This window comes from Marinovum sp. J2-8, from assembly GCF_055808435.1.
Window position 1 is genome coordinate 442,200 of sequence record NZ_JBVVRZ010000001.1, and the last position, 25,198, is coordinate 467,397.

26 protein-coding genes are annotated in these 25,198 nt (G+C 60.6%); 24 read left to right on the forward strand and 2 right to left on the reverse strand.

The window, feature by feature from the left end; genetic code table 11:
* Window positions 1–354 precede the first annotated feature (354 nt).
* The 6 genes from AC0L4F_RS02205 to AC0L4F_RS02230 all read left to right on the forward strand — a co-directional run bounded on the left by AC0L4F_RS02205 (window position 355) and on the right by AC0L4F_RS02230 (window position 8,302).
* Window positions 355–1,107 carry a hypothetical protein gene (locus tag AC0L4F_RS02205; protein WP_244684776.1) on the forward strand — a complete coding sequence of 251 codons (753 nt, stop codon included), beginning with the start codon at window positions 355–357 and terminating at the stop codon, window positions 1,105–1,107.
* Between the two features lie 514 nt (window positions 1,108–1,621).
* Window positions 1,622–2,470 carry a substrate-binding domain-containing protein gene (locus AC0L4F_RS02210; protein ID WP_244684778.1) on the forward strand — a complete coding sequence of 283 codons (849 nt, stop codon included), beginning with the start codon at window positions 1,622–1,624 and terminating at the stop codon, window positions 2,468–2,470.
* A gap of 3 nt (window positions 2,471–2,473) precedes the next feature.
* A complete protein-coding gene (locus AC0L4F_RS02215) occupies window positions 2,474–3,904 on the forward strand; it encodes a sensor histidine kinase (protein WP_244684780.1) in 1,431 nt (476 codons plus the stop codon).
* Window positions 3,891–5,138 carry a sigma-54-dependent transcriptional regulator gene (locus AC0L4F_RS02220; protein ID WP_244684782.1) on the forward strand — a complete coding sequence of 416 codons (1,248 nt, stop codon included), beginning with the start codon at window positions 3,891–3,893 and terminating at the stop codon, window positions 5,136–5,138. The genes AC0L4F_RS02215 and AC0L4F_RS02220 overlap by 14 nt, the downstream gene beginning before the upstream one ends.
* A 220-nt stretch (window positions 5,139–5,358) precedes the next feature.
* Window positions 5,359–5,823, forward strand: a complete 465-nt coding sequence (locus tag AC0L4F_RS02225) for an arsenate reductase (azurin) small subunit (protein WP_244684784.1) — start codon at window positions 5,359–5,361, stop codon at window positions 5,821–5,823.
* A 13-nt stretch (window positions 5,824–5,836) separates the two neighbouring features.
* On the forward strand, window positions 5,837–8,302 hold the full coding sequence (locus AC0L4F_RS02230; RefSeq protein ID WP_244684786.1) for an arsenate reductase (azurin) large subunit: 2,466 nt from the start codon (window positions 5,837–5,839) through the stop codon (window positions 8,300–8,302).
* A gap of 201 nt (window positions 8,303–8,503) precedes the next feature.
* Here AC0L4F_RS02230 and AC0L4F_RS02235 read toward each other — a convergent pair whose 3' ends face one another.
* A complete protein-coding gene (locus AC0L4F_RS02235; protein WP_244684789.1) occupies window positions 8,504–8,866 on the reverse strand; it encodes a hypothetical protein in 363 nt (120 codons plus the stop codon).
* A gap of 440 nt (window positions 8,867–9,306) precedes the next feature.
* On the opposite strand from AC0L4F_RS02235, the gene AC0L4F_RS02240 reads away from it, so the two are divergent.
* Genes AC0L4F_RS02240 through AC0L4F_RS02285 form a run of 10 tightly spaced genes read left to right on the forward strand, consistent with a single transcriptional unit; the run spans window position 9,307 to window position 17,772 of the window.
* Window positions 9,307–10,347, forward strand: a complete 1,041-nt coding sequence (locus AC0L4F_RS02240; RefSeq protein ID WP_244684791.1) for a LacI family DNA-binding transcriptional regulator — start codon at window positions 9,307–9,309, stop codon at window positions 10,345–10,347.
* Entirely contained in the window at window positions 10,344–10,745 is a 402-nt protein-coding gene (locus tag AC0L4F_RS02245) for an FAD-dependent oxidoreductase (protein WP_348524054.1), read from the forward strand. The genes AC0L4F_RS02240 and AC0L4F_RS02245 overlap by 4 nt, the downstream gene beginning before the upstream one ends.
* A complete protein-coding gene (locus AC0L4F_RS02250) occupies window positions 10,732–11,082 on the forward strand; it encodes an FAD-dependent oxidoreductase (protein ID WP_280520435.1) in 351 nt (116 codons plus the stop codon). Before AC0L4F_RS02245 ends, AC0L4F_RS02250 begins: the two co-directional genes overlap by 14 nt.
* A gap of 29 nt (window positions 11,083–11,111) precedes the next feature.
* Window positions 11,112–11,954 carry an FAD-dependent oxidoreductase gene (locus tag AC0L4F_RS02255; protein ID WP_280520485.1) on the forward strand — a complete coding sequence of 281 codons (843 nt, stop codon included), beginning with the start codon at window positions 11,112–11,114 and terminating at the stop codon, window positions 11,952–11,954.
* Between the two features lie 33 nt (window positions 11,955–11,987).
* Entirely contained in the window at window positions 11,988–13,229 is a 1,242-nt protein-coding gene (locus tag AC0L4F_RS02260) for an ABC transporter substrate-binding protein (protein WP_244684793.1), read from the forward strand.
* A gap of 18 nt (window positions 13,230–13,247) precedes the next feature.
* Window positions 13,248–14,177 (forward strand): carbohydrate ABC transporter permease, encoded by a 930-nt coding sequence (locus AC0L4F_RS02265; protein ID WP_244684796.1) that lies wholly within the window; start codon window positions 13,248–13,250, stop codon window positions 14,175–14,177.
* Window positions 14,167–15,009: a carbohydrate ABC transporter permease gene (locus AC0L4F_RS02270; RefSeq protein WP_244684798.1), complete on the forward strand. Its 843-nt coding sequence runs from the start codon at window positions 14,167–14,169 to the stop codon at window positions 15,007–15,009. The genes AC0L4F_RS02265 and AC0L4F_RS02270 overlap by 11 nt, the downstream gene beginning before the upstream one ends.
* Before the next feature lie 2 nt (window positions 15,010–15,011).
* Window positions 15,012–16,067, forward strand: coding sequence for an ABC transporter ATP-binding protein (locus tag AC0L4F_RS02275; RefSeq protein WP_244684800.1), 1,056 nt, complete (start codon window positions 15,012–15,014; stop codon window positions 16,065–16,067).
* A gap of 9 nt (window positions 16,068–16,076) precedes the next feature.
* Window positions 16,077–17,081, forward strand: coding sequence for a hydroxyacid dehydrogenase (locus AC0L4F_RS02280; RefSeq protein WP_244684803.1), 1,005 nt, complete (start codon window positions 16,077–16,079; stop codon window positions 17,079–17,081).
* A gap of 16 nt (window positions 17,082–17,097) precedes the next feature.
* Window positions 17,098–17,772: a ThuA domain-containing protein gene (locus AC0L4F_RS02285; RefSeq protein ID WP_244684805.1), complete on the forward strand. Its 675-nt coding sequence runs from the start codon at window positions 17,098–17,100 to the stop codon at window positions 17,770–17,772.
* Window positions 17,773–17,865: 93 nt separating this feature from the next.
* On the opposite strand, the gene AC0L4F_RS02290 is transcribed toward AC0L4F_RS02285, so the two are convergent.
* Window positions 17,866–18,852: a zinc-dependent alcohol dehydrogenase family protein gene (locus AC0L4F_RS02290; protein ID WP_244684807.1), complete on the reverse strand. Its 987-nt coding sequence runs from the start codon at window positions 18,850–18,852 to the stop codon at window positions 17,866–17,868.
* A gap of 327 nt (window positions 18,853–19,179) precedes the next feature.
* Here AC0L4F_RS02290 and AC0L4F_RS02295 point away from each other — a divergent pair, with 327 nt between their 5' ends.
* The 8 genes from AC0L4F_RS02295 to AC0L4F_RS02330 all read left to right on the forward strand — a co-directional run bounded on the left by AC0L4F_RS02295 (window position 19,180) and on the right by AC0L4F_RS02330 (window position 25,153).
* Complete coding sequence (locus tag AC0L4F_RS02295) at window positions 19,180–19,530, forward strand: thiamine pyrophosphate-dependent enzyme (protein WP_280520436.1); 351 nt, start codon at window positions 19,180–19,182, stop codon at window positions 19,528–19,530.
* On the forward strand, window positions 19,506–20,168 hold the full coding sequence (locus AC0L4F_RS02300) for a thiamine pyrophosphate-dependent dehydrogenase E1 component subunit alpha (RefSeq protein WP_280520437.1): 663 nt from the start codon (window positions 19,506–19,508) through the stop codon (window positions 20,166–20,168). Before AC0L4F_RS02295 ends, AC0L4F_RS02300 begins: the two co-directional genes overlap by 25 nt.
* A gap of 21 nt (window positions 20,169–20,189) precedes the next feature.
* Entirely contained in the window at window positions 20,190–21,209 is a 1,020-nt protein-coding gene (locus AC0L4F_RS02305; RefSeq protein ID WP_244684809.1) for an alpha-ketoacid dehydrogenase subunit beta, read from the forward strand.
* A gap of 74 nt (window positions 21,210–21,283) precedes the next feature.
* A complete protein-coding gene (locus AC0L4F_RS02310; RefSeq protein WP_244684811.1) occupies window positions 21,284–21,517 on the forward strand; it encodes a lipoyl domain-containing protein in 234 nt (77 codons plus the stop codon).
* Window positions 21,514–22,236 (forward strand): 2-oxo acid dehydrogenase subunit E2, encoded by a 723-nt coding sequence (locus tag AC0L4F_RS02315; protein WP_244684813.1) that lies wholly within the window; start codon window positions 21,514–21,516, stop codon window positions 22,234–22,236. The genes AC0L4F_RS02310 and AC0L4F_RS02315 overlap by 4 nt, the downstream gene beginning before the upstream one ends.
* On the forward strand, window positions 22,233–22,940 hold the full coding sequence (locus AC0L4F_RS02320; RefSeq protein WP_244684815.1) for a lipoate--protein ligase family protein: 708 nt from the start codon (window positions 22,233–22,235) through the stop codon (window positions 22,938–22,940). Before AC0L4F_RS02315 ends, AC0L4F_RS02320 begins: the two co-directional genes overlap by 4 nt.
* Before the next feature lie 28 nt (window positions 22,941–22,968).
* Complete coding sequence (locus AC0L4F_RS02325; protein WP_244684817.1) at window positions 22,969–23,562, forward strand: hypothetical protein; 594 nt, start codon at window positions 22,969–22,971, stop codon at window positions 23,560–23,562.
* A gap of 22 nt (window positions 23,563–23,584) precedes the next feature.
* The gene (locus tag AC0L4F_RS02330) at window positions 23,585–25,153 is read left to right on the forward strand and encodes a GMC family oxidoreductase (RefSeq protein WP_244684819.1); all 1,569 of its coding nucleotides are present in this window, start codon (window positions 23,585–23,587) and stop codon (window positions 25,151–25,153) included.
* Window positions 25,154–25,198: the final 45 nt, after the last annotated feature.

Below are 25,198 nucleotides of genomic sequence, written 5' to 3' on the forward strand. Positions count from 1 at the left end.
TCGCAGAGGCTTTGCGGTGATACAGAGCCGCGCCCGAGAACTCTCTCAAACGAACGTCTGCTATCATGAGAGCGACCAAAAACCTTCAACAACCACTTAGGTTTTGAACAGGGTTTTGGCAGTGTCAATCGAGGTGTTTTGGCCCTGTGCCATGCAGGAGCGCCTTTGGAGCGCTCCTGCATGGCGATAGTGCTGGCTTTTCCAACAAGAAACCAGTCGATCCCGAACTGCACTATTTGACGTAACGGATCATCATAAACCTGCCTTCCGTTTTTCGCCCATTGATATGTCTTCTCTATTCTGCACACTGGCTTCAATTTAAGAATTAAGACATATAGGATCTGGTTGGCAAAAATGTTTAAGAAAACTCTAGTGCCGATAATCGGGTCGATCCGAATTATCTTCACAACCGCCCGCATATTGACCTTTTTTCTTTTTCTTGGCTTCTTCGTCGCCAGCCATACAATGACAGCGCTGGCTACCATCACAAGCACTGCAATATCAGCGGTTGCTGGGTCAACGTCTACCGTTATGGGGCGATCAAAAACAAAAACTCTTGACCTGACAACACAAAACACGCGGCTAAGGGCGGATCTCGATATTGAGAAACGCCATGCCTCCAGCCTTGTTGCAGAGAATGCGCGCATCCGAAAAGTTGATGCTGTTACATTTAGAGGGCGGTCGACAACGGTTAGGGAGGCCACACAAGAAGTTCTTGATCGCACAATGACCCGGACAACGCGATCAACCCTCGCAAACGTGTCCAGTATCCCGGGTGAAAGTGTTCCATTCTACGGGATTGCGATTGTCCTTGCAGCAACAGCATACGAGCTCAAGACAGCTTGTGATAACATGATTGACCTTTACGATCTTCAAGTCGCTCTTGATCCTGAAACCGCTCGCTTGGATGACAGAAGAGCGGTTTGCGCCTTACAAATTCCGACAAGCCAAGAAGTATGGAACGGTATAAAACAGTCTCCTCAAACTGCTTGGAACATGAGTATAGCAACGCTTGAGAGCGTAACTGATAGTGTAAAAACAAAAGAGACGCCTGAGTTTGGCGGTATGTGGCAAAGGTTTACCAATTGGATCGGGGGACGTCTTTAGAGCAAGTTGACAGGCGTATTTTACGAAACCTGAACTATCCCCAACTCCCTACTCACAGCTTCCCTAAAACGACCGTTTTGGGAAGGGGTCACCAAAGCGGCCATCGGGGTACCAGCGGCGAAGGTCTGGAAGGTCCCGCTGTGCCGTCCTTCACCCACCGAAAATGCTACAATATGAACCAATGGCCGCTTTGGTGACGCCGCGTTGCAGCGCTTGGCGATGCGGCCAAGGTCGGCTTAGGGCCGAATTTGCCCTTGAGGGCACCCTCGCCGCGTCTGTTTGCAAAGCCCGCTATCTGCGCGTTGCTGATCATGATGCATGGTACACCCATGTTTCCGGGGTGGGGCGCGTCCGGTAGGCTGTTGTGAAAATATATTCGATGTTATGGCAGTGCGGACGAAGGTCGCAGTTTCCGATTGGTGATCGCTCTTGCCGTCATGTGGGCGTGCGTGCGACCGGACGCTGCGGAGGGGGTGGCAAAGGTCGGGGTTCCGGGCAAGGGAGGGCGGAAATCATGGCGCAAACACTCAGCCGGCGCATGTTTGTTGGCACGGCGCTTGCGGCTATGGTGGCGGATCGGGCGGGGGCGCAGCCGGTCTTTCGTCTTGGGCTGACGCCGGTTTTCCTCGACAATGATGCGGGTGTCATCGACGGTCTGCGCCATGCCCTGTCACGCGGAATGGGGCGGGACATCGAACTTGTGCAGCGGCGCACCTATCAGGAAGTCACCGGTCTCTTGCTGGAGCGCAGCCTCGATGCGGCCTGGTTGTGCGGGTATCCCTATCTACAACACGCTGATTTGCTGGATCTTGTGGCTGTCCCGGTCTGGCGCGGCGGCCCTCGCTATCAGTCCTATCTGATTGTCGGGGCGGATGACCCTGCCGGTGATCTTGCGGACCTGCGCGGCGCCATACATGCCTTTTCCGACCCGGATTCGAATTCCGGCTATCTTGTCACCGCAACCAATTTGCGGCGCATGGGCGCGCAGGTCGAGAGCTTTTTCAGCCGTGCGATCTTTACCTATGGCCATCGCAATGTGGTGCGCGCGGTGGCGGATGGGTTGGTGCGCTCGGGCAGCGTCGATGGCTATGTCTGGGAGGCCCTCGCCGTGATCGAGCCGGACCTCACCGCGCGCACACGCGTGATTGCCCGGTCGGAATGGCTGGGCTTTCCCCCGGTTTGCGCGCGGCGTGACAGCCTGGCGTCAGAACCGGTGCGCGCCTTGCAAACCGCGTTGTTGAGCCTTGCCGAAACGGCGGAGGGCCGACAGGCGCTGATGTCGCTGCAACTTGACGGGTTCCAGCGGGCGACCCCGGCCCTGTTTGATGGGATTGCCGATCGCATGCGTGATCTGGACCCCTGAGGCATGACTTGGTTTGCCCCCATTCCTCTGTCGATCAAGCTGCCCCTTCTTGCGGCGGCGATGATGGTGCTTGTTGGCACGGTGGCCTCGCAGCAGGTTCTGCGGTCGCTGGCACAGGTGCAGGACGCCCGCATTCAGGAACTGGCCCGGATGCATGTGGAGGGTTTGTCGGTGGCATTGGGGCCGCTTGTGCTGCGGCATGACAACTGGGAGGTATATGACACGCTTGACCGGGCGGCCCAGGGCGGTGAGGGGCGCCGGATGGTTCTGACCGCCGTGGCGGACGTGCGTGGTAGGGTGCTGGCCGCAACCGATCCCCGGCGTGTCCCGATCGACAGCGATATCGCAGCGCTCGCCGGGGATGCGGTGTCGCTGGATGATCTGACGGTGGATGGGGCCGCACCTGTGCTCAGCCTGCTTGCGCCGCTCAGCTATCAGGGTCGTGCCGTCGGGCAGATCGCGACCGAGTTTGACGTGTCCGACCTCTTGATCGAGCGCAGGCAGGCGCTGTTGTATCTGATCATGGGCAATGCCATGGCCATTGGTCTTCTGGCGGTGGTCGGCTTTTTGGCGATGCGCAAGATGCTGCACCCTGTCACCTCGCTGGCCCGCCAGATGACCGAAACACAAGGCAAGCCGCGGTCGATCCCGGACTCTGATATCCCGCGCGGCGATGGTGAATTGGCCCAACTGGCGCGCACCTATAACGCGATGGTCGACGCCGTGGCTGCCAAGGCCGAAGCCGAGCGGCGGCTGGCGGAACGGGAACGGTTCGTGGCGCTTGGGCGGCTGTCTTCGTCGCTGGCGCATGAGATCAACAATCCGCTGGGCGGGCTGTTGAATGCGACGGACACGATCCGCAGCTATCCCGACCGCCCAGAGGTCGTGCGCCAATCCGCCGATCTGCTTGACCGGGGATTGCGCCATCTGCGTGACGTGACACGCGCAACGCTGGACCAGAACCGCGTCGATCCAGAGACCCGCGTGCTGGGCCCCGATGATTTCGAGGACATCAAGCTTCTGATCCAACCCGAAGTGTCGCGGCTCGCGCAGGATCTGGCGTGGTCGGTCGATCCCGCCGCGGTCAGCGCAAGCGGCGGTCCCGCCGGACCGGTGCGGCAGATCGTGCTTAACCTGTTGCTGAACGCCTGTGCCGCGGCGGGCAAAGAGGGGCGGGTCGGTCTGATCGTCCGATCAGGCGCGGGCGGTCTTACGCTTCAGATCGCCAACACCGGCGCGGCCATGCCGAGGGCCGCATTGGACCGATTGCTCGGCGACGGCCCGCTGTCGCCCGGTGGCGGTGTTGGGTTGCGATTGGTCCGCGACCTTGCAAGGAAGATGGTTGGCACCGTCGCACATGCGCGCGAAAACGATGTGACGCGCATCACGGTCACTGTGCCAACGCCCGGGGAGGCCCGCGATGCTCAGGAATAGATACATCGTTCTGGTCGAGGATGACCCGATCATGGGCGCATCATTGTTGCAGCGGCTGGAACTGGAGGGTGCAGAGGTTCACTGGCTCAAACAAATGGCGCGTGCGCTTGGGGCGATCCGGACCCCCAAGAAACCAATCGACGCGGTGATCTGTGATGTCGGCCTGCCGGACGGGTCCGGGGAAGAGTTGTTTTCGACGCTTCTGCGCACCGGGACACCGCCGCCATTTCTGTTCATCACCGGTCAGGGCGGCATCGGCCAGGCCGTGCGGCTGATCAAATCGGGCGCTGCGGATTATGTGACCAAGCCTTTTGAAATGCCTGTCTTCCTTGAACGTCTCAGCCTGCTTGTCGGACAACAGAAGAAGTCGGTTCAAGACAATGACTTTCCGCCCTTGATGGGCGTTTCGGCCGCCGCGCGCCGAATTGAGGGGCTGATCGGCAATGCTGCAACGTCAAGTCATCCCGTGCTGATCCTTGGTGGACCGGGCACCGGCAAGGATCTTGTGGCGCGGCGCATCCACGATCTGTCGGACCGTTCTGCCGCGCCTTTCATCATGATCAATCTGGCGCGTGATGCCGAGGCCGAGGCGGCCTTGTTCCGCCCCGGTGGTGGGTTTGATGTCTTGGGGGAGGGAACCCTGTTCATCAGCGCGGTCAGCAAGATGAGCGCAAGGGGCCAGGCGCAGCTGCTCGACCGGATTGATGCGGGTTTTGACGGGCGGCTTGTGGCGGCATGTGGCGATGAAACTGCGGCCATGATCGCGCAGGGCGCCTTCAGCTCGGAATTGTTTTACAGGCTGGCACGAACCGAGATTCCGGTTGCCCCGCTGCACAGCCGGCCCGAGGATGCGGTCTGGCTGTTGCAGCAATTGTTCGGCAAACTGGCACCGCGCCACGCCCCGGGCCTGACCGGGATCAGCGCGCTGTGTGAAGAGGCTGTGCGCAGCCACGACTGGCCCGGCGGTGGCCGTGACCTGCGGGCAAGATTGCTGCGCGGGCTGGCCATGGCGAACGGACCTTTGCTGCAACCCACGGATCTGTTCCCCGAACGGTTGGCCCAACCGGATAAGATGATGTCCCTCGCCGAGGCCCGGGATGCCGCCGAAAAGGCACAGATCATTGCTGCCCTCGATCGGACCGACGGCCAGATTGGCGCGGCGGCCAAACTGTTGCGCATTGCCCGCACCACGCTTTGGGAAAAGATGCAGAAACTCGGCCTGTCCGGTTCCTGATTGCGGCATTGGCCGTGTTCGGATTTCCGAACATGAAGTTTTCTCTATGAAAATCAATCTCTAGCTGCGTTGCAGCATGTGCTCTTGTGGCGTCGCGCGGTCCGGGGGCGGGGGTAGGCTGGTGGCAATCATCCATCACTTGATGAGCCAGGGAGGGCACCAGCCAATGAAGTGTAACCGATTGGTCGACGCAGGACGTCGACAGTTTCTGAGGGGCGGCATGATGGCGACGGCGGGCGCTGTTGCGACAACGGTCATGACGCCGGAACAGGCCAAGGCGCGGGCGCTGGCGCGTGTTGAAATGCCAACCAACCGTCTTGCCAATATCGCGGATCTGGTGGTGAACGAACCTTTGGACATCACCTATCCCGACGAGGAAAGCCTGGGCGTGCTGCTCAAATTGGGCGAAGCGGTCGAAGGCGGCGTTGGCCCGGATGGCGATATCGTGGCCTTTTCGGTGCTGTGTCCGCACAAGGGCTGGATGATGACCTATTCGCCCGAGGACAAGAGCCTCAACTGCCCCGGCCACCATTCCCGCTTTGACTGTGAAAACGGCGGCCAGCAGATCTGGGGCCATGCCACCAACAACCTGCCGCAGTTCCTGCTGAGCGTGGATGACAAAGGTGACATTTACGCAAACGGGGTGGACGAGCTGATCTATGGCCGTTTGTCGAACGTGCTGTAAGGGAGAGGGACACATGGCTTACAAAAGACAGATCGACCGTCTGCCGATCATTCCCGCAGACGCCAAGGAACACAATGTGACCTGCCATTACTGCATCGTCGGTTGTGGCTACAAGGCCTACACCTGGCCGCTGCACAAGCAGGGCGGCACCAACCCGGACGAGAACAAGTTTGGCGTCGACCTGAGCGAACAGCAATATCAGGACACCGAGGCCTGGTATGCGCCGTCGATGTACAATGTCGTCAGGCAGGACGGCAAAGACGTGCATCTGGTGGTCAAACCGGATGTGGATTGCGTCGTGAACTCTGGCCTCGGCTCGATCCGTGGCGCGCGCATGGCCGAAAACCGCCCCTCAAAGGTGACCGGGACACAACAACAACGCCTGTCCGATCCGCTGGTGTGGCGAAACGGCGTCTGGCAGCCTACCTCGTGGGAGGATGCAATGGACCTCGTCACCCGGGTGACGGCGCGCGTGGTGACCGAAGGGTCCGAGGACGATCTTGTGGTTTCGATGTTCGACCATGGTGGGTCCGCTGGCGGGTATGAAAACACATGGGGCACCGGCAAGCTCTACTTCGAAAGCATGAAGATCAAGAATTGCCGTATCCACAACCGCCCGGCCTATAATTCCGAGGTTCATTCGACACGCGACATGGGCATTGGCGAGCTGAACTATGCCTACGAAGATTACACACTGACAGACACGATCTTCATGGTTGGCGCAAACTCGATGGAGACCCAGACCAACCTCTATCTGAACCACATGGTGCCGGGTCTGCAAAACGGGGCCCGGATGGTCGTGGTCGATCCGCGGCGCACGCTGACGGTGCATTCCTCTGAACAATATGCCGGGCCAGATAACATCCTGCATCTGGCGATCAAGGAAGGCACGGATATGGCGTTGTTCAACGCCATTCTGACGCAGATCGTCGATCAGGGCTGGATGGATTCCGACTTTATCGGGAACTCGACCTTTCAGGGCGGCGAAGCCGTGGCCGAGGATAGCGCGCATCCTGCGGGTCTTGGTAGCCTCGATTATGCCATGCAAACCTGTCGAACCTCCCTTGAAGAGGCGGCAGAGATCTGTGGCGTGCCAGCGGCCGATATCCAGAAGGCCGCCGAATGGATTGCGATGCCGCATGACGATGGCAGCCGCCGCAAATGCGTGACCTGTTATGAAAAGGGCATCATCTGGGGCAATGACAATTACCGCACCATTGGCGCGCTGGTGAACATCGCCATGGCAACAGGCAATGTTGGCCGCGAAGGTGGCGGTGTGTGCCGTCTGGGTGGCCACCAGGAGGGGTATTACCGTCCGTCTGATGCGCATGTCGGTCGTCCGGCTGAATATATTGATCAGTTCCTGATCCGGGGTCTGGGCGGTGTGCATCACATCTGGGCCTGCGACCATTACAAGACCACCCTGAATGCTGCGGAATTCAAGCGCGTTCACAAACGCCGGGCAGACATGGTCAAGGATGCGATCGACGCAGCCGCCGGGGGCACTCGCGACCAGTTGATCGACGCAATCGTGGCCGCGATCAATGCCGGTGGCCTGTTCGTGGTGGACGTGGATATCATCCACAGCCAGATCGGCCAGAACGCGCATGTGATCTTGCCTGCCTGTGAATTGAACGAGATGAACCTCACCTCGATGAACGGCGAGCGGCGCTTGCGTCTGTCTGAAAAATACATGGACCCCTATGGGAATTCAAAGCCCGACTGTCTGATTGCGGCGGAAATGGCTCGGAGCATGGAACATGTGCTGCGCGAGATGGGCCACGATGCCTATGCCGATCAGTTCAAAGGCTATGACTGGCAGACCGAAGAAGACGCTTTCATGGATGGTTTTAACGTCGGCAATCCAGAGGTGACCTATGACCGCCTGCGGGCCATGGGCAACGACGGGGTGCAAGAGCCGGTTGTCGGTTACGAAAATGGTGTGCTGGTCGGCACCAAGCGGCTCTATGCCGATGGCACGTTCGACCGGCATGGCCGCGACGACAAAAAGGCGTTGTTCTGTGCGGCGGGGTGGCGCGGCTGGCAGGCTGCGGGCAAGGCCCGTGAACAAGCCACCCACAGGTTCTGGATCAACAACGTCCGGGCCAATATCTTCTGGCAGAACCAGTTTCTCGATCAGAAGAACGAGTTCGTGCAGGATCGTTTCCCCTATCCATTTGTCGAAATGAACCCGGATGACATGGTGGATATGGATCTGAAGCCGGGCGATCTGATCGAGATCATCAACGACAACGGCGTGACCCAGGGCATGGCCTATCCAACACCGTCGTCCAAGCGCGACCAGGTTGCCATGGTCTTTGGCTCACCTGCGGGCAGCCAGGGCAATGTGGTCAATCCGGGGGTGAACGAACTGGTCCTGCCGGATTACAAACATTGCTGGGGTGATATCCGCAAGGTGTCAAACGCCACACGGGAAACCGCCGGCATCACCTTCAAGTCGAAGGAAGTCATGCTGTAGGGCATATGTAATGATGACCCGCCCCCGCGTTTTGCCGGGGGCGGGTTTTCTATTTGGCTGAAAACCCCGGCCCGGTGCGGCGATCAAAACGGGCGACCCAAAGTGCCGGTTGCTGCAGTGCGCACCAATGTTGCAAACCTATGTCGTGCTGTGATTTCCGAACACCCCGGTTCCCGCCAGGGCGGCGCGTTCTGCTGGCAATCAAAACCAGAAAACGGCAACCGCCAAAAGGAACATGACCGTCATGATCGGGGCCCAAAGCCTACGTTCTTGTTTCGAGGGTGTGATCCAATTCAACACCATACTCAACGCGTTCACGGCCAGAGCAATCCAAAGTGTCCAGGACGGCCAGCCCGGCCAATGACCGTCCGCAGACAGCACGGAGAGCGCCATGCCAAGCAGGATGAAAATGGACGCTGCCGCCACCAACCGCCCGGATATTGGCAGGGGCCCATCGTTTTGGCCGCCCTGTGTGATCCTGCCCCACGGAGCACCGAAGATCAAAGCGATCTGAAAACAAATCACCCCCAGGATCATCGCGCAATATGCAAATGACAAGCTCATGTGGCGCTCCTGCAATTCGTGCAATTCTACGCATCGCAATATGGACCTGAGAGACGTTTAGCAAGCTTTCGCAATGCGTGCGCTGCGCGTTCATGTCGCCCCGGGGCAGGGGCTTCGTCATGGGTTTCAGGTCGAATCATTGATTGGCTGATCCCGATCAAGACCAAGACCTCTGGCACAGATCACGAGGGCCACTTTTGGCGAGGGCGAACGGGATGAACGGCCTGCCCTCCAACCCATGGCTGTTGTTTCGGGCAAGGGGGGGATAGCTGTTTTGTCATTAAATTACCTGTGGTTAGGGGCGGTGATATTGGCCGTCCAGTGCTGTTGCATCAAGCGGGCGCAGACCGCTGCACGGGCCGACAGATCAGAACCGGTTGACTGGCGGTAATCGCGAGGTTATACGTATTAGCAGTTATACGCATAACCGGAGCTATTGAATGTCGGGACGACGCCTCACACAGAAGGAAATCGCCAAGCGCGCCTGCGTCAGCCAGGCCTCGGTTTCGATCGTGCTGAACGGGGCGGAGCGGGACAGGAAACGCATTCCGGACGAGACCCGCAAACGTATCCAGAAGGTCATTGACGAGACCGGATATGTGGCCGACCCGATCGCCCGCCGCATGGCAAAGGGGCGCAACAACATCCTCGGCGTCTTCACCTATGAGCCGGCCTTTCCCCGGGCGCAGGCAGACTTCTTTGCGCCGTTTCTTTTCGGGATCGAGGCGGCGGCGCAGGAACAGGGCTACGACCTGTTGTTGATGACCTCGGCGGAACGTGACGCGAGCGGCGCAAAGCGGATTTTTGGTGAACCGAACCGGATGCGGATTGCCGATGGCTGCCTTCTGCTGGGTCGCAAATTCGACAACCGCGATCTCGAACAATTGGTGAAGGGCGATTTTGACTATATGGCTATCGGTCGCCGCGATGATGCCGGCGGTCCGGTCGATTATGTCGGTGCCGATTACGCCGATGCGACCCGTGCGCTGACAGAGCGTGCGCGCGGGCTGGGCCATACGCATTTTGCCTATGTCGGCCAGGACGGCGGCGCGGAATCCATCGCCGACCGTTGGGCCGGGTTCAATGCCGGTCTGGCAGAGGGCGGCGCGTTGAACCTGCATATCTCAGAGGTCGGCCTGCCGGCAGAGCAGCTTCTTGCAGAGGTGCGGGCCTCGGGGGCCAGCGTCGTCTTTTTCATCGAATTGGCCGACGCCATTCCATTCAAACGCGCCGCGACCGCAGCCGGGCTGAGCGTGCCCGGCGACCTCTCAATCGTTGTTCTGGGCAGCCACGTGCGACCCGACGACACCGGCACCCGCTTTGCCACCTATGCCATCCCGCGCGAGGAAATGGCGCAGCGCGCCGCGACGGCGCTGATCGCCCGGCTCGAAGGGCGCGATTACGACAGGCAGTCGCTTTTGCGCTGCGACCTGATTGAGGGTGAGACCCTCGGACCCATCAAAGAAAAGAGTGTGACGTGAAAGAATTGAAGACCGATATCGCGATCATCGGCGCTGGCGTCGGTGGTGTTGCCGCCGCGCTGGGCGCCCTGAGATCTGGCCGCAGCGTTGTGATGACCGAACCCTACGAATGGATTGGTGGCCAGCTGACCAGCCAGGCCGTGCCCTCTGACGAGCATTCCTGGATCGAGCAGTTTGGCGGGTCCCGGACCTACCGCGAGCTGCGCACCGCGATCCGGCAGTTCTATCGCGATTATTATCCCTTGACCGAAGGTGCCCGCAATTGGGGTGATCTGAACCCCGGCGCCGGCTGGGTCAGCCGGATGTGTGTCGAACCGCGCGTGCCCGTCGCGATCATGGAAGCCTGGTTGATGCCCTATATCGGCTCCGGCCTGGCTGACGTTGTTGAAACCCTATGAACCCGTCGCCGCCGAGATGGAGGGCGACCGGGTGCGCGCCGTGACCGTGCAACATGTGCACTCTGGCGATCAGGTCCAGATTGAAGCAGCTTATGTGATCGACGCCACCGAGCTGGGCGATCTGTTGCCGTTGACCGGCACCGATTATGTCACCGGCTTCGAAAGCCAGGCCGAGACCGGCGAGCCAAGCGCACCATCCGAGGCGCAGCCCGACAACCAGCAGGCGGTGTCGATCTGTTTCGCGGTCGATCATGTCGACGGCAACCACGTGATCGACAAGCCGGCGAATATGATTACTGGCGCAAGGTACAGCCGGACTTCTGGGGCGGGCCGCTGATTGGTTTCAAATCGCCCAATCCCCGCACGCTGGAAACTGCGACCCGAAGCTTCACACCCAACCCCGGCGACAACCCGCTGTTGGTTGATGCCGATCAGCGCCGCAATCCCGGCGACGGCAACCTCTGGACCTTCCGGCGCATCGCCGCGCGCGAAAACTTCGTCAAGGGTGCCTATGCCTCGGACGTCTGCCTCGTGAACTGGCCGATGATCGACTATTTCGAGGAGCCGATCATTGATTGCACCAAAGCAGAATTCGACACCCGCATCGCCCGCGCGGCAGAGCTGTCTTATTCCGTCTTCTACTGGCTCCAGACCGAGGCACCGCGCGAAGATGGCGGTCAGGGTTTCCCCGGCCTGCGTCTGCGCGGCGACGTCACTGGCACCGATCACGGGCTGGCCATGGCCCCCTATATCCGCGAGGCGCGGCGCATCCGGGCGGTCACCACCATTGTGGAACAGGATCTGTCTTACGAGGTGCGCGGCGAGGCGGGTGCCGTGAACTATCGCGACAGCGTTGGCACCGGCATGTACCGGATCGACCTGCACCCTTCGACCGGGGGCGACAATTACGTCGACGTGCCGTCCTGTCCGTTTGAAATTCCGCTGGGCGCGATGCTGCCGAAGGAACGTTCGAACCTGCTGCCCGCGGGCAAGAACATCGGCACCACCCATATCACCAACGGCTGCTATCGCCTGCATCCGGTGGAATGGAACATCGGCGAGGTTGCGGGCCTTTTGGCGGCGCATTGCCTCAACGAAGGCACCGACCCGCATGCCGTACAGGGTGACGACCCGAAACTGGCGGCTTTCCAGGAGCTTCTGCGCCAGCAAGGCGTCGAAACCCGCTGGCCCGATGTGCGCGGCTATTAAACAAAAAGACAAACATTCCAGGGAGGAAACCACATGAACCGACTGACACCCCTTGCCGTTCTGGCAATGACCACCGCGCTGGCGGGCGCGGCCAGCGCGCAGGACCTGCGCATGACAATCTGGAGCGCGAACGAGGCGCATCTCGCGGTTTTCAACGAGATCGCCGACAGTTTTACCGCCGATCGCCCCGACGTGAGCGTGACCTTCGAGTCGCTGCCCTTTGCCAGCTACACCACCACGCTCACCACCCAGATCGCTGGCGGCAACCCGCCCGATCTGGCCTGGATTCTCGAACGCACGGCGGCGGATTTCGTTAACTCCGGCATCCTTGCGCCGTTGAACGAAACTTTCAGCAATACCGAAGGTTTCGACTATGGCGACATGATCGAAAAGCCGACAGAGCTTTGGCGGCGCGATGGAGAGCTTTATGCGGTGCCGTTCTCGACCTCGCCGCTGGCGATCTTTGCCAATACCGATCTGATCGAAGCCGCCGGCGCCCGCACCCCGGCGGACCTGATCGCGGCCGGTGAATGGACCTGGGACAACGCCATGGCCACGGCGGCCAAGGTGGCCGAGGGCGACAAGGACGGCATCATCGTTCGCGACTTCAACTACCAGACCTGGCAGAACCTTGCCGCGATCTGGCGCGGTTGGGATGCTTCGCCCTGGAGCGCCGATGGCGATACCTGCGGCTTTGCCGACCCGGAAATGGTTGCGGCCATGACCTTTATCCACGGGGCCATTTTCGAAGACGGTGCCATTCCCGGTCCGGGCGAAAGCGTTGATTTCTTTGCCGGTGACGCCGCCATGAGCATCACCCAGATCTCGCGCGCCTCGCTCTTGCCCAAGGGCGACGATGCTTTCGCCTGGGATCTGGTGCCGCTGCCCGCTGGCCCCGCCGGTGAATATTCGGTGATCGGTCAGGCCGCCATTGGCGTGTTTGAGGACAGCGAGAACTCCGATCTTGCGGTCGACTTTCTTGCGCATATGACCAACCCGGAAAACTCGGCCAAACTGGCACAATTCTTTCCGCCGATCCGCCAGAGCCTGCTCAATGCTGACACGCTGGGGGCCACAAACCCGCTGCTGACGCCCGCGATGATCGAAAACGTCGTGGTCCAGGGTATCGCCCGTGGCGGCGTGCTGCCGGTGCATGAAGGTTATTCGGAAATCCAGCAATTGGTGCGCGCCGAGCTTGATGCGCTCTGGCAGCCGGATGCAGATGTCGAAGCGGTGCTGGGGGCGGTTTGCCGCTCTATCCAGCCGCTGCTGTAAGGGAGCAAAGGCAAGCTGATGACTGTCGTGGCCACCCATTCCGATCCACCCCGTCGCAAGCGCGTCTTCTGGACGATGGACCGCCGCGACAGTCTTGTCGGTTATCTTTTCATCGCGCCGCAGGTGCTGGGCATCTGTATCTTCGTGCTCCTGCCGCTGGCGCTGGTGTTCTGGTATTCGTTGCATGAATGGAACGTGCTGGCGCGCACCTTCCGCTTTACCGGCACCGAGAATTACCAGCGTCTGCTCTCTGATCCCGGCCTGCTCAAGGTGCTGGGGGCGACGGGCATCTTCTCGGTCTTCCTCGTCGTGTTCAACATGTCGCTGGCGCTTCTGCTGGCGGTGCTGCTGAACCAGAAACTGCGCGGCATCACCATCTTCCGCACGTTGTTCTTTTCACCCGTCGTGGTGTCGCTGGTCGCCTGGACCATCGTCTGGAGCTTTCTGTTGCAAAACAACGGTGGGCTGAACGGCATCCTTCAGGTCGTGGGGATCGAAGGGCCGAACTGGCTGCGCAATCCGACCACGGCAATGATCTCGGTCGTGGTGGTGCAGGTATTCAAAAACGTCGGGCTGAACATGATCCTGTTTCTTGCCGCCCTTCAGGGTGTGCCAAAAGAGCTTTACGAGGCCGCCCGCGTTGACGGTATCCCCGCCGTTGCCCAGTTCCGCCGCATCACCCTGCCGATGATCAGCCCGACGGTGCTTCTGACCTCGATCATCACCATCGTTGGCTCGCTTCAGGTCTTTGCCCAGATCGCCGTGCTGACCAAGGGCGGGCCCGGCATGTCGACCACGGTGCTGGTCTACTATCTCTATCAACAGGCCTTCGAATTCCACAAATTCGGCTATGGCGCGACCCTGTCGATCCTGCTGTTCCTGATCGTCGCGGTGCTGACCTTCGTGCAATGGCAAATGCGCAAGAGGATTGTCTTCTATGAAAAGTGATCTCTCGCCCCGGATGAAGGTGGCGGTTTACGGGCTGATGCTGGTGCTGCTGATCCCCTTTGTCTTTCCGACCTGGTGGATGGTGACCTCTTCGGTCAAGCCGATTTCGGACATCTTTGCCTTCCCGCCTGAAATCATTCCCAGCCGCTTTGATTTCTCGACCTATCGTCAGGCATTCGAGTTGCAGCCCTTTGCCCAGCAATACTGGAACTCGGCCTATATCGCGGCCATCGTCACCTGCGGCACGCTGCTGTTTTCGGCGATGGCGGGCTATGCCTTTGCCCGGATTGATTTCCCCTTTGCCAATGCGCTTTTCATGGTGCTGCTGGTGGGGCTTTTGATCCCGTCCGAGGTGACCATCGTGCCGCTGTTCCAGATCTTCCTTGGCTGGGACATGATCAACACCCATTGGCCGCTGATCCTTGTGCCGGTCTTTGGCGCGCCGTCGGTTTTTGCCACCTTCGTGATGCGGCAATTCTTTATCGCCCTGCCGAAAGAGCTGGAAGAAGCGGCGCGCGTTGACGGGCTGGGACGGTTCAAGATCTTCTGGACCATCGCCCTGCCGCTGGCGAAACCCGCCCTTGGTGCGGTGGCGATCTTTACCTTCCTGCATTCCTGGAACCTTTATCTCGAACCCATTGTGTTCCTCTCTTCCCCCGAGAAATTCACCCTGCCGCAGGCACTGACCCAGTTCACCGACGCCTATGGTGGCGCGATGTGGAACATCCAGCTTGCCGCCGCGACGATGACCGCGATCCCTGTGCTCATCGTTTTTGTCATAGCCCAGCGCCAGTTCGTCGAAGGGCTGGCCCATACCGGATTGAAAGGCTGATCATGGCCCCCGTGACCTTTTCCAATGTGCAGAAATCCTATGGTGTTCATCCCGTGATCCACGGTGTCGACATCGACATTGCCGATGGTGAATTCGTTGTGCTGGTAGGCCCTTCGGGCTGTGGTAAATCCACGCTCCTGCGGATGCTGGCGGGGCTTGAGACGATCAGCGATGGCGACATCGTCATCGACGACACCGTGGTCAACGACCTGGAGCCAAAGCAACGCGATATCGCGATGGTGTTCCAGAATTACGCGCTTTATCCACATATGACGGTCGCGGACAACATGGGCTTTTCGCTGCATCATCGCGGGGCATCCAAGACCGAGATCAAGGAGCGGGTCGATTGGGCCGCCGGTATTCTTGGGCTTGATACCTATCTCGAACGTCGCCCCGGCCAGCTCTCTGGCGGGCAGCGTCAGCGGGTGGCGATGGGCCGGGCCATCGTGCGCGACCCCAAGGTGTTCCTGTTTGACGAACCGCTGTCGAACCTTGATGCCAAGCTGCGCGTTGTCATGCGCGGAGAGATCAAGGCCCTGCATCAGAAGCTGAAAACCACGACGATCTATGTCACCCATGACCAGGTCGAGGCGATGACCATGGCCGACAAGATCGTGGTGCTGAACGGTGGCCGGATCGAACAGATCGGCAGCCCGCTTGATCTTTACGACAATCCGGTCAACCAATTCGTCGCCGCCTTCATCGGCTCGCCCTCGATGAATTTCATCGAAGGTCACGTAGAGGGCGCGAATTTCGTGACCGGTGATGCCCAGTTGCCCGCACCCACGGCGCTGCCCAATGGCAAACCGGTGGTCTACGGCGTGCGGCCCGAACATTTCCGGCTGGACCCCGCGGGTGGCATCAAAGCCGAGGTTGTGGTGGTAGAGCCGATGGGCTCTGAAACCCAGGTGACGATGCAGATCGCCGGTCAGAACGTCTTTGGCATCTTTCGCGAACGGGTCTCGGCCCGACCGGGCGAGGTGCTGACCCTTGGCGTGGATCAGGCCCATACCCATCTCTTCGATGCGGGTTCCGGCCTGCGGCTGTCGGCGGCCTGAGCTCGCGTCATGCGCAAACCGCCGCTGCTTTTCGCGATGGATCCGGGCCTGACCGAACGGGTGTTGCGCACCGATGCGCTGGCCCGGTTGGGCGCGGCTTGTGAGGTTCTGGATACCACCCGCCATACCGGCTGGGACAGCGCCGCCGCGTTGCTGCCACGGGTTGAGGTGCTGGTGACCGGCTGGGGCTGTGCGCCGCTTGACGCCTGCGTGCTGGACCGCGCGCCAAACCTGCGCCTGATCGCGCATACCGCCGGGTCGGTCAAACGGTTGCTTGTGGATTCCGGGGTCTTTGAGCGTGGCATTGCCGTGACCACCGCCGCCGATGCCAATGCGGTGCCGGTGGCGGAATACACCCTTGCCGCGATCCTTATGGCCAACAAACAAGTGTTTCGCCTGCGCGAGCTTTATCGGCAGGGGCGGTCGCGCGAGTTGACCGATCCGCTTGCCGCCGGGGCGATCGGCAATCTTGGCAAACGGGTTGGTATTGTTGGCGCCTCGCGGATCGGGCGGCTGGTCGTCGACAGGCTCCGGGGTTTTGACCTCGACGTGCTGATCCACGATCCTTTTCTGCCCGCCGACGATCCGATCCGCGCCACCGCCCGGCAGGTTGATCTGGCCGAGGTGATGACCGCCGACGTGGTGTCGCTGCATGCGCCGTTGCTGCCCGCCACCCGCGGCATGATCGGCGCACGGGAACTGGCACTGATGTGCGATGGTGCCACACTGATCAATACCGCGCGCGGTGCCATCGTTGACCAAGCGGCGCTGATCGCCGAGCTGACCTCTGGCCGGTTGAACGCCGTGCTGGACGTGACCTTTCCCGAGGTGCCGGAACCCGTCTCGCCACTTTATGACCTGCCGAACGTCTTTCTCACCCCGCATGCGGCGGGCGCGTTGGGGACCGAACAGGCGCGGCTTGGGGATCTGGTGGCGGCGGAGGTGGCCCGCTTCTGCGCCGGTCAACCGCTGCGCCATGCGCTGACCGCCGAAACCTACGCCCGCACCGCCTGATTCAGAGGAGCCTGTGATGCCCAAACCCCGCGCGCTGATCGTTCATGGTGGTCTGGAACTGCACCAGCCGCGACAAGGCGCCGAGAAGGTCGCCGACATGCTGAGCATGAGCGGCATGGATGTGACGGTGAGTGACGACGCCAATGCCCTTGTTACTCGGGACGTCGCGCAGATGGCGCTGGTGGTGCCGGTGATCACCGGTGGCACCATGCCGCGCGAAAAAATCACCCCGTTGCTGGATGCCCTGCGCAATGGCACCGGCATGGCGGGCTATCACCACTGCATGTCGACGACATTCCGCGACGTGCCGCAGTTTCGCTATGCCGCCGGATGTACCTGGGTCGCCCATCCCGGCAACATCATGCGCTACCGCGTGCGCGTCACCCGCCCCGATGATCCGATCATGGCCGGAATTGCGGATTTCGACCACATGTCAGAGCAATATTATATGCATTACGATCCGGCGGTGGAGGTGCTGGCCGAGACGACCTTTTCCGGGGCGCATCATCCCTGGCGCACCAACGTGGTGATGCCGGTGACCTTCAAAACGCATTATGGCGCTGGGCGCATCTTCTTTACCGCGCTGGGCCACACGGCGGACGAGCTTGACCTCGCCAATGTGCGCCAGATGTTGCATCGCGGGCTGCTCTGGTCGGCCGGTATGTCCGTTGAAAAATCGGGCTTTGCCTAGGCACCGGGTCATTTCGCCGCCTATGCGGGCGGCGCCAGGAAGATACATTTTCCTGACGCCGCTCCTTGTGTTGTGTCGCCAAAAGGCTTGCTATCAGACGTCTACGACGACCTTCCCAATCGCTTTGCCGCTGCCAAGGCGGGCATAGGCCGCGCCAACCTGTTCGAACCCAAAACGTTCTTCGTCCAGCAACGGTTTGACCGCGCCTGCGTCCACCAGTTCGGCCAGTTTGGCCAGAATATCGCCGTGCACCTGACGGTTCACGTTGGCCAGCATCGGCAGCAGCATGAATACGATATGCAGTGACAGACCTTTGAAATGTGCGGGGGACAGGTCGATTTCCAACAAGGCCACGGTGGTCACCACCTGGGCATTCAGCGCCGCCGCTTCGAAGGAATTGGTCATATTGGGGCCGCCGACCGCGTCAAAGATCATGTCAAAGCCTGCGCCACCGGTCTGGGCCGCGACATAATCGGCGATCTTTTCCTTCATGAAATCAATCGGCGTTGCGCCGTATCCCTTGATGACATCCATTTGCGCATCGCCGGTGCCCGTTGCCGAGACTTCGGCCCCCAGGTGCTTGGCGATCTGAATGGCAAGATGCCCGACGCCGCCAGCGCCGCCCTGCACCAGAACCTTTTGCCCCGCTGTGACGCCCGCACGGTGCAGGCCCTCATAGGCCGTGATGCCGACCAACGGCATGGCGGCGGCTTCGCGCATGGACAGGGATTTGGGTTTATGGGCGATCAGCTGGGCGTCAGCGACCATGTATTCGGCCAACGCGCCTTGCAGATCGGCCAGACCACCCGCGCAGCCATAGATCTCATCGCCGACGGCAAAACCTGTGACGCCTTCGCCGACCTCTTCGATGACCCCGGCGAAATCCATACCCAACACGGCGGGCAGGGCCGGCGACAAAGGCAGGTCGCTGCCCATGTTCTTGATCATTGTATCAACCGTGTTGATGCTGGTGGCATGCACACGCAGGACAACGTGGCCGGCGGTGACCGCAGGGCGATCCAGCTCGGCCAGTTCAAAGGCTGCATCGGGACCGTAGGAGGTGAGTGTCATGGTTTTCATCGGGGTGCTCCAGTTGATGAATTTGCTCCCTGCTGTCTAACTGAACGCGAAAATATGTTTAATTGAGCAATGCAAATCATCAGTTTTTAGGTTTTGCATATAAATTGTGGGATTCCGCCCCTCATTGGGCGATTCCGGGGATTGGTGCAATTGCGTCTCCCGGAAGGGGCGGATGTCTTGATCTGTCTCAAACTGTCTCAGCCTGAGACAGTTAAGCCGCCTGCGCCCCAGCCCGCAAATGTTCTGATTGTTGAAGGGCAGCCGGTCTCGCAGGTTTCTCCATGAACTTATGTGGCACGCCGCCACTGACTACGGGAGGAGGAGTTCATGTCACCTACACGCGACGAACAGCATTGGATGTATCGCAATATGGTCACGAGCCGCAGGTTCGAAGAGGCCATTGCCAAGATCTATTTCGAAGGCAAAACCCCGGTGTTCAACATGGCCAACGGGCCGATCCCGGGCGAAATGCATTTGTCCGACGGGCAAGAGCCTGTGGCGGTGGGGGTCTGTGCGCATCTGACGCCCGAGGATGTGGTCACGGCCACCCACCGCCCGCACCATCAGGCGATTGCCAAAGGCGTCGACCTGGACAAGATGGCAGCCGAGATCTTCGGCAAGACCACCGGCCTGTCGGGGGGCGCGGCGGGCACATGCATATCTTTGACCCGGATGTGAACTTTGCCTGTTCGGGCATCATCGCCCAGGGCATGGGCCCGGCGGTTGGTGCGGCGCTGTCGCGCAAAATGCGCGGTCTGCCCGGTGTGGCGGTGGCCTTTGTCGGCGAAGGCGCGGTCAATCAGGGCGGCTGGCACGAGGCCATGAACCTTGCGGCGGTGTGGAACCTGCCCTTCATCTGCGTGATCGAAGACAACGCATGGGGCATTTCGGTGGCCAAGGAAACCTCCAGCGCTGTGACCAACAATGCCGACCGCGCAGCGGCCTATGGCATTCCGGGCAAACGGGTAGAGGGCAACGATCCCTACGCCATCTATGAGGCCGCAGGCGAGGCCATCGCACGGGCGCGGGCCGGTGAGGGGCCATCGCTGTTGGAATTCGAAACCTATCGTTTGGCGGGCCACTTCATGGGGGACGCCGAAGGTTATCGCCCAAAAGGCGAAAAAGATGCGCTGTTTGAAAAGGATCCGATCCCCAAGATGCGCGCCCGGTTGCTGGCCGATGGTGTTGCATCCGAGGATGAGCTGACCGCGATTGAGGGCGAAAGCGCCGCGCGCGTCGACGCAGCAATCACATTTGCCCGCGAAAGCGCGGACCCGGCCCCCGAAGATGCGCTGACCCGCATTTTCGCAGCCTGAGCCCCCAGGGAGGAGAGTAAGATGACCAAATCGAATGAAAGAAAACTGACAATCGCCCGCTCAATGGCCGAGGCCGTCGCGCAGGAAATGCGGATTGATCAAAACGTCTTTGTCATGGGCGAAGACATCGGCCCCTTGGGCGGTGTCTATGGCAACACGCGCGGTTTGATCGAAGAATTCGGCGCTGAGCGCATCCGCGATACGCCGATTTCCGAAACCGCCTTTATCGGTGCTGCCGTGGGCGCGGCACAGGATGGCATGCGCCCGGTGGTCGAGCTGATGTTCGTTGATTTCTTTGGCGTCTGTTTCGACGCGATCTACAACCTGATGGCGAAAAACACCTATTTCTCGGGCGGCAATTTCAAGGTGCCGATGGTGCTGATGACATCCACCGGCGGCGGCTATTCCGACGCGGGCCAGCATTCGCAATGTGTCTATGGCACCTTTGCCCACCTGCCGGGAATGAAGGTCGTCGCGCCGTCCAATGCCTATGACGCCAAGGGGTTGATGACCGCCGCGATGCGCGATGACAGCCCGGTGGTCTATATGTACCACAAGGGGTTGCAGGGCATGGGCTGGCTGGGGACCGAGGCCGGGGCCACGGTGCATGTGCCGGAGGAAAGCTATACCGTTGAAATCGGCAAGGCCAAGATCGTGCGCGAAGGCCGCGACGTGACCATCGTCAGCCTTGGCATGGGGGTGCACAATGCGCTCAAGGCGGCAAAAACCCTGGAATCCCAAGGCGTCAGCGCCGAGGTCGTGGATCTTGTCAGCCTTGTGCCGCTGGATCGTGATACCATCCGCGCCAGCGTCGCCAAAACCGGGCGGCTGATCGTCGTCGACGAAGATTACATGAGCTACGGCGTCTCGGGCGAGATCATTGCATCCGTCACCGAACATAACATTTCGGTGCTGAAAGCCGCGCCGAAACGGGTGGCCTTCCCGGATGTGCCGATCCCCTTCGCCCGGGTGATGGAGCAATATTGCCTGCCCAACCCGGATAAAATCGTCGCCGCCTGGGACGATATGAAAGCCGCCTGACACCACCACTCACACCGCAGATGTCACTTAACGGGGTCGCCGCCGGCGTCCCCGATCAGAGAAGGATTGCCAAAATGGCCACAGATATCGTGATCCCGTCGGATCTTTGGGACGAAGACGAAGAATGCGTCATCACCTCTTGGTTGGTGGATGACGGCGGCAGCGTCGAACAGGGCGCGCTGATTGCCGAAATCATGACCGCCAAGGTGCAATATGAAATTACCGCTCCGGCAACCGGCACCGTGTCCATCAAGGAAGAGGCCGATGCCGTTGTCGCCAAGGGCGCGGTGATCGGATCAATCGCATGAGCACGCCAGAGGGTAATACGGTGGGGGCCAACACGGTAGGGGCCGATCCGGCAAAGGTCGTCCCGCTCAAGGGGATGCGCGGCATGATCGCCGATGCGATGGTCAAAAGCCTGGCCACCGCCGCGCAGCTGACCCACCACGCCAGCGCCGATGCCTCGGCGCTGATGGCGGAAAAGGCGCGGTTGGCAGCGGCGGGCACCAAAGCCTCGGTCGAGGATCTGTTGATGCTGGCGGTGGTGCGGGCGCTGAAGGCGCACCCCGATGCCAATGGCCGGGTCGAAGGGCGCGACGTCAAAACGACGGACAAGGTCGATCTGTCGGTTGCCATCGCGCTGCCCGGCAACCTGTTGGTCGCGCCCGCGATCTTTGGCGCGAGCGAGCTGTCGGTGTCGGAATTGCGCGCAGCCCGGCAGGATCTGGCGGCGCGGGCCAAGGTCAACAAGCTGAGCGTAACGGAAATGACCGGCGGCACCTTCACCGTGTCCAACCTTGGTCTGACGCGGGTGGAACATTTCACCCCGATCATCAACGCGCCGCAAATCTGTATCCTTGGCATTGGTCGGATGACCGATCGCGCGGTGCGGGGCGCCGATGGCGGGATCGAATTGCGCCCGCATGTGGGGCTGTCGCTGACCTTTGATCACCGTGCATTGGATGGCGCGCCGGCGGGCGATCTGCTCACCACCATCTGTGCCGAGATCGAGAACCTCGGGCCATGATCTGCGCCAGTTTTGACACGGCGGATGACGGCAATGCGCGCGAAGAGGCATTGTTCGCCGCCGGTGCCCCGGCTGTTTTGCTGTGGCAGGCAGCGGCGCATTCCATCGTGGTGCCCCGATCCCGCGCGCGCCGTGTCGGGTTTGACGCTCTGTGCGCCCGCGCCGCTGCGGCCGGTTGGCCGATCCAACTGCGCACCAGCGGTGGCGGCGCGGTGCCCCAGGGGCCCGGCACGTTGAATATCGCGATGATCACGCCAATGCCGCGTGGGGCCCAGATCCACGCAGGTTTTGACATGATCTGCGGCACCATTGCCGAGGCCCTGAGCCGGTTCGAAATCCGAACCCAGACCGGTGCCGTGAACGCCGCGTTCTGTGACGGCGATTGGAACGTGACGGCGGATGGCCGGAAACTGGCCGGCACCGCCCAACGCTGGCGGCCCAACGGTGCCGCAGGGTCCATCGCGCTTATTCATGCGGCGATCGTGGTGGATGACCCGCCCGAAACCGTCTGGCCGGTATTGGGCGATGTCGAACGCCACGCCGGCGGCATCATCGCCCCCCGGCGCGATGTGCATGTCGCATTGCGTGACCTTTTGCCCAACACCATGCGCCCCACGTCGGTGCATGGCGCATTGATCCGCGCGGCTGAGGACCGCCTGCACACCATCGGCGACCTGCGGTTTGAGGAGGCCGCAGCCGCCTGACGACAAGAACACCCAAAGGGAGGACAAGATGACCATTCGATTTCACCGCCTGAAACCTTCAGGCCCGGACCACGCAGGCATCAGCCGCCGCATGTTCCTGATGACTACCGCCATGGCCGGCGTGACAACCAGCGCCATGATCGCCAGCACCGGGCGCGCCTTTGCCGCCACGCTGGACCAGGGCGAAAGCGCCACATTGCTGCGCATGGTCCAGGATATCTATCCGCACCCCGATCTGTTGGCGGTCAGCCATTACCAATCCATCGCCGATGCGGTGATTGCCAATGCCGAAAATGATGCCGCCGCCGCCAAAGACCTGCGCGAGGGGCTGGCCCGCATTGACGCGCAATCCCAACACCTGTTTGGCAGCGACTACATCGCCATCCCAGACCCGGATGCCCGCGAGGGCGTGCTGCGCAAATTCCAGCATGACGGGTTTTTCCAGGGCGTCCGCTGGACCGCCTATTTCGCCATCTACAACAACGTCGATGTCTGGCCGCTGTTTGGCTATCAGGGCAATTCGGTCGAATACGGCGGCTATATCGACCGCGGCTTTTCCGACATCACCTTTGTTCCCGATGGCCCCAGCCTTGCGGAACGTATGGCCGAAGTTCAGGGGTGAGGGAGCGCAACAATGACAACTTTTGACAAAACCGACGAATTCTGTGGTCGTCATCATCGGCTCTGGCGCGGGCGGCGGCACGCTTGCCAATGAACTGGCGCAAAAGGGCATCAAATCGGTGGTGCTGGAGGCGGGCAAACGGCTTGATACCTCGGACATGGAAAACGACGAATGGACCATGTTTCAGAAGATCTCCTGGCTCGACAAACGTTATTCGGCGGGCGGCTGGCACGGCGCGGTCAATCACCCGACCCTGCCTGCCTGGATCGTCAAAGGCTATGGCGGGTCCACCGTGCATTGGGCCGGGGTTGCGCTTCGGTTCAAGGAATTTGAATTCAAAACCAAATCCACCTATGGCGCGGTTGAGGGGGCTAATGTCGAGGATTGGCCCGTCAGCCTGGCGGAAATGACGCCATGGTACGAAAAGGCCGAGCTGAAGATGGGTGTCACCGGCAAAACCACCGGCATGCCGCATCTGCCGTGGAACAACGGGTTCCGCGTGCTGGCCGAAGGGTGCCGCAGGACCGGGCGCACCGATTACAATTCGGGTCCGATGGCAATCAACTCGGTCGAAAACGATGATCGCCCGGCGTGCCAACAGATCGGGTTCTGTATGCAGGGCTGTGCGATTGGCGCGAAATGGTCGACGATGGTGACCGAACTGCCCCGCGCCGAGGACAGCGGATTCTGTGAAATCCGCACCGATGCCATGGCGCTGAAAATCGAACATGACGACACCGGCAAGGTCACCGGCGTGCTGTATGCTGACAGCGACGGCAATCACCATCTGCAAAAGGCGCGGATCGTCTGTGTCGCGGGCAATTCCATCGAAAGCCCCCGGTTGTTGCTCAATTCCGCGTCCGAGATGTACCCGGATGGCCTGGCCAATTCCTCGGGTCAGGTGGGCAAGAACTATATGTGCCACACCTCGACCGGGATTTATGCGGTGATGCCGGAAAAGGTGCATATGTTCCGCGGCACATCGGTGGCCGGGATTGTTGGCGATGATGTCAAACACATGCCGGAACGCGGCTTCAATGGCGGGTATTACCTTGAATTCCTGTCGCTGGGCCTGCCGTTCATGGGCGCGTTCCTGGAACCCGGCAATACCGGTTGGGGCCGCAGCTTTTCGCGCGCGATGGAGCAATATGATCACATGTCCGGCGTCTGGGCGCTGGGCGAGGATCTGGCGCAGGAACAAAACGGCGTCACCCTGCACGGCAGCGAATTGGACCAGCACGGTCTGCCGGTGCCCATCGTCGCCAAGACGCCGCATAACAACGATCATGCGATGACGGCGCATATGGTTGAATCGACTTCGCAGATTTATGAATTTGTAGGTGCGACAGATATTTACGAACTGCCACCCTATCCGGCCAGCCACAATATGGGCACCAACCGGATGCATGCGGATGCCGACAAGGGCGTGGTCAATGCCTATGGCCAAAGCCACGATATCGACAATCTGTTTGTCTCGGATGGCAGTCAGTTCACCTCGTCCGGGGCGTGCAATCCGACGCTGACCATCGTCGCCCTGGCCATCCGTCAGGCCGAATATATTGCCGGGGAAATGAACGCCCAAAACATCTGATCTGAATATCTGATCTGAACATCAAAAACGCCCCGGTCCTCCCCG

What these genes read in the sequence shown, in the direction of transcription:
- AC0L4F_RS02310 (WP_244684811.1), top strand. Translation starts at nt 21,284, where the DNA reads ATGGCCACAGATATCGTGATCCCGTCGGATCTTTGGGACGAAGACGAA.
- AC0L4F_RS02325 (WP_244684817.1), top strand. Translation starts at nt 22,969, where the DNA reads ATGACCATTCGATTTCACCGCCTGAAACCTTCAGGCCCGGACCACGCA.
- AC0L4F_RS02285 (WP_244684805.1), top strand. Translation starts at nt 17,098, where the DNA reads ATGCCCAAACCCCGCGCGCTGATCGTTCATGGTGGTCTGGAACTGCAC.
- AC0L4F_RS02290 (WP_244684807.1), bottom strand. Translation starts at nt 18,852, where the DNA reads ATGAAAACCATGACACTCACCTCCTACGGTCCCGATGCAGCCTTTGAA.
- AC0L4F_RS02210 (WP_244684778.1), top strand. Translation starts at nt 1,622, where the DNA reads ATGGCGCAAACACTCAGCCGGCGCATGTTTGTTGGCACGGCGCTTGCG.
- AC0L4F_RS02220 (WP_244684782.1), top strand. Translation starts at nt 3,891, where the DNA reads ATGCTCAGGAATAGATACATCGTTCTGGTCGAGGATGACCCGATCATG.
- AC0L4F_RS02215 (WP_244684780.1), top strand. Translation starts at nt 2,474, where the DNA reads ATGACTTGGTTTGCCCCCATTCCTCTGTCGATCAAGCTGCCCCTTCTT.
- AC0L4F_RS02260 (WP_244684793.1), top strand. Translation starts at nt 11,988, where the DNA reads ATGAACCGACTGACACCCCTTGCCGTTCTGGCAATGACCACCGCGCTG.
- AC0L4F_RS02225 (WP_244684784.1), top strand. Translation starts at nt 5,359, where the DNA reads ATGATGGCGACGGCGGGCGCTGTTGCGACAACGGTCATGACGCCGGAA.
- AC0L4F_RS02240 (WP_244684791.1), top strand. Translation starts at nt 9,307, where the DNA reads ATGTCGGGACGACGCCTCACACAGAAGGAAATCGCCAAGCGCGCCTGC.
- AC0L4F_RS02230 (WP_244684786.1), top strand. Translation starts at nt 5,837, where the DNA reads ATGGCTTACAAAAGACAGATCGACCGTCTGCCGATCATTCCCGCAGAC.
- AC0L4F_RS02265 (WP_244684796.1), top strand. Translation starts at nt 13,248, where the DNA reads ATGACTGTCGTGGCCACCCATTCCGATCCACCCCGTCGCAAGCGCGTC.
- AC0L4F_RS02205 (WP_244684776.1), top strand. Translation starts at nt 355, where the DNA reads ATGTTTAAGAAAACTCTAGTGCCGATAATCGGGTCGATCCGAATTATC.
- AC0L4F_RS02270 (WP_244684798.1), top strand. Translation starts at nt 14,167, where the DNA reads ATGAAAAGTGATCTCTCGCCCCGGATGAAGGTGGCGGTTTACGGGCTG.
- AC0L4F_RS02305 (WP_244684809.1), top strand. Translation starts at nt 20,190, where the DNA reads ATGACCAAATCGAATGAAAGAAAACTGACAATCGCCCGCTCAATGGCC.
- AC0L4F_RS02235 (WP_244684789.1), bottom strand. Translation starts at nt 8,866, where the DNA reads ATGAGCTTGTCATTTGCATATTGCGCGATGATCCTGGGGGTGATTTGT.
- AC0L4F_RS02320 (WP_244684815.1), top strand. Translation starts at nt 22,233, where the DNA reads ATGATCTGCGCCAGTTTTGACACGGCGGATGACGGCAATGCGCGCGAA.
- AC0L4F_RS02280 (WP_244684803.1), top strand. Translation starts at nt 16,077, where the DNA reads ATGCGCAAACCGCCGCTGCTTTTCGCGATGGATCCGGGCCTGACCGAA.
- AC0L4F_RS02315 (WP_244684813.1), top strand. Translation starts at nt 21,514, where the DNA reads ATGAGCACGCCAGAGGGTAATACGGTGGGGGCCAACACGGTAGGGGCC.
- AC0L4F_RS02295 (WP_280520436.1), top strand. Translation starts at nt 19,180, where the DNA reads ATGTCACCTACACGCGACGAACAGCATTGGATGTATCGCAATATGGTC.
- AC0L4F_RS02275 (WP_244684800.1), top strand. Translation starts at nt 15,012, where the DNA reads ATGGCCCCCGTGACCTTTTCCAATGTGCAGAAATCCTATGGTGTTCAT.
- AC0L4F_RS02300 (WP_280520437.1), top strand. Translation starts at nt 19,506, where the DNA reads ATGCATATCTTTGACCCGGATGTGAACTTTGCCTGTTCGGGCATCATC.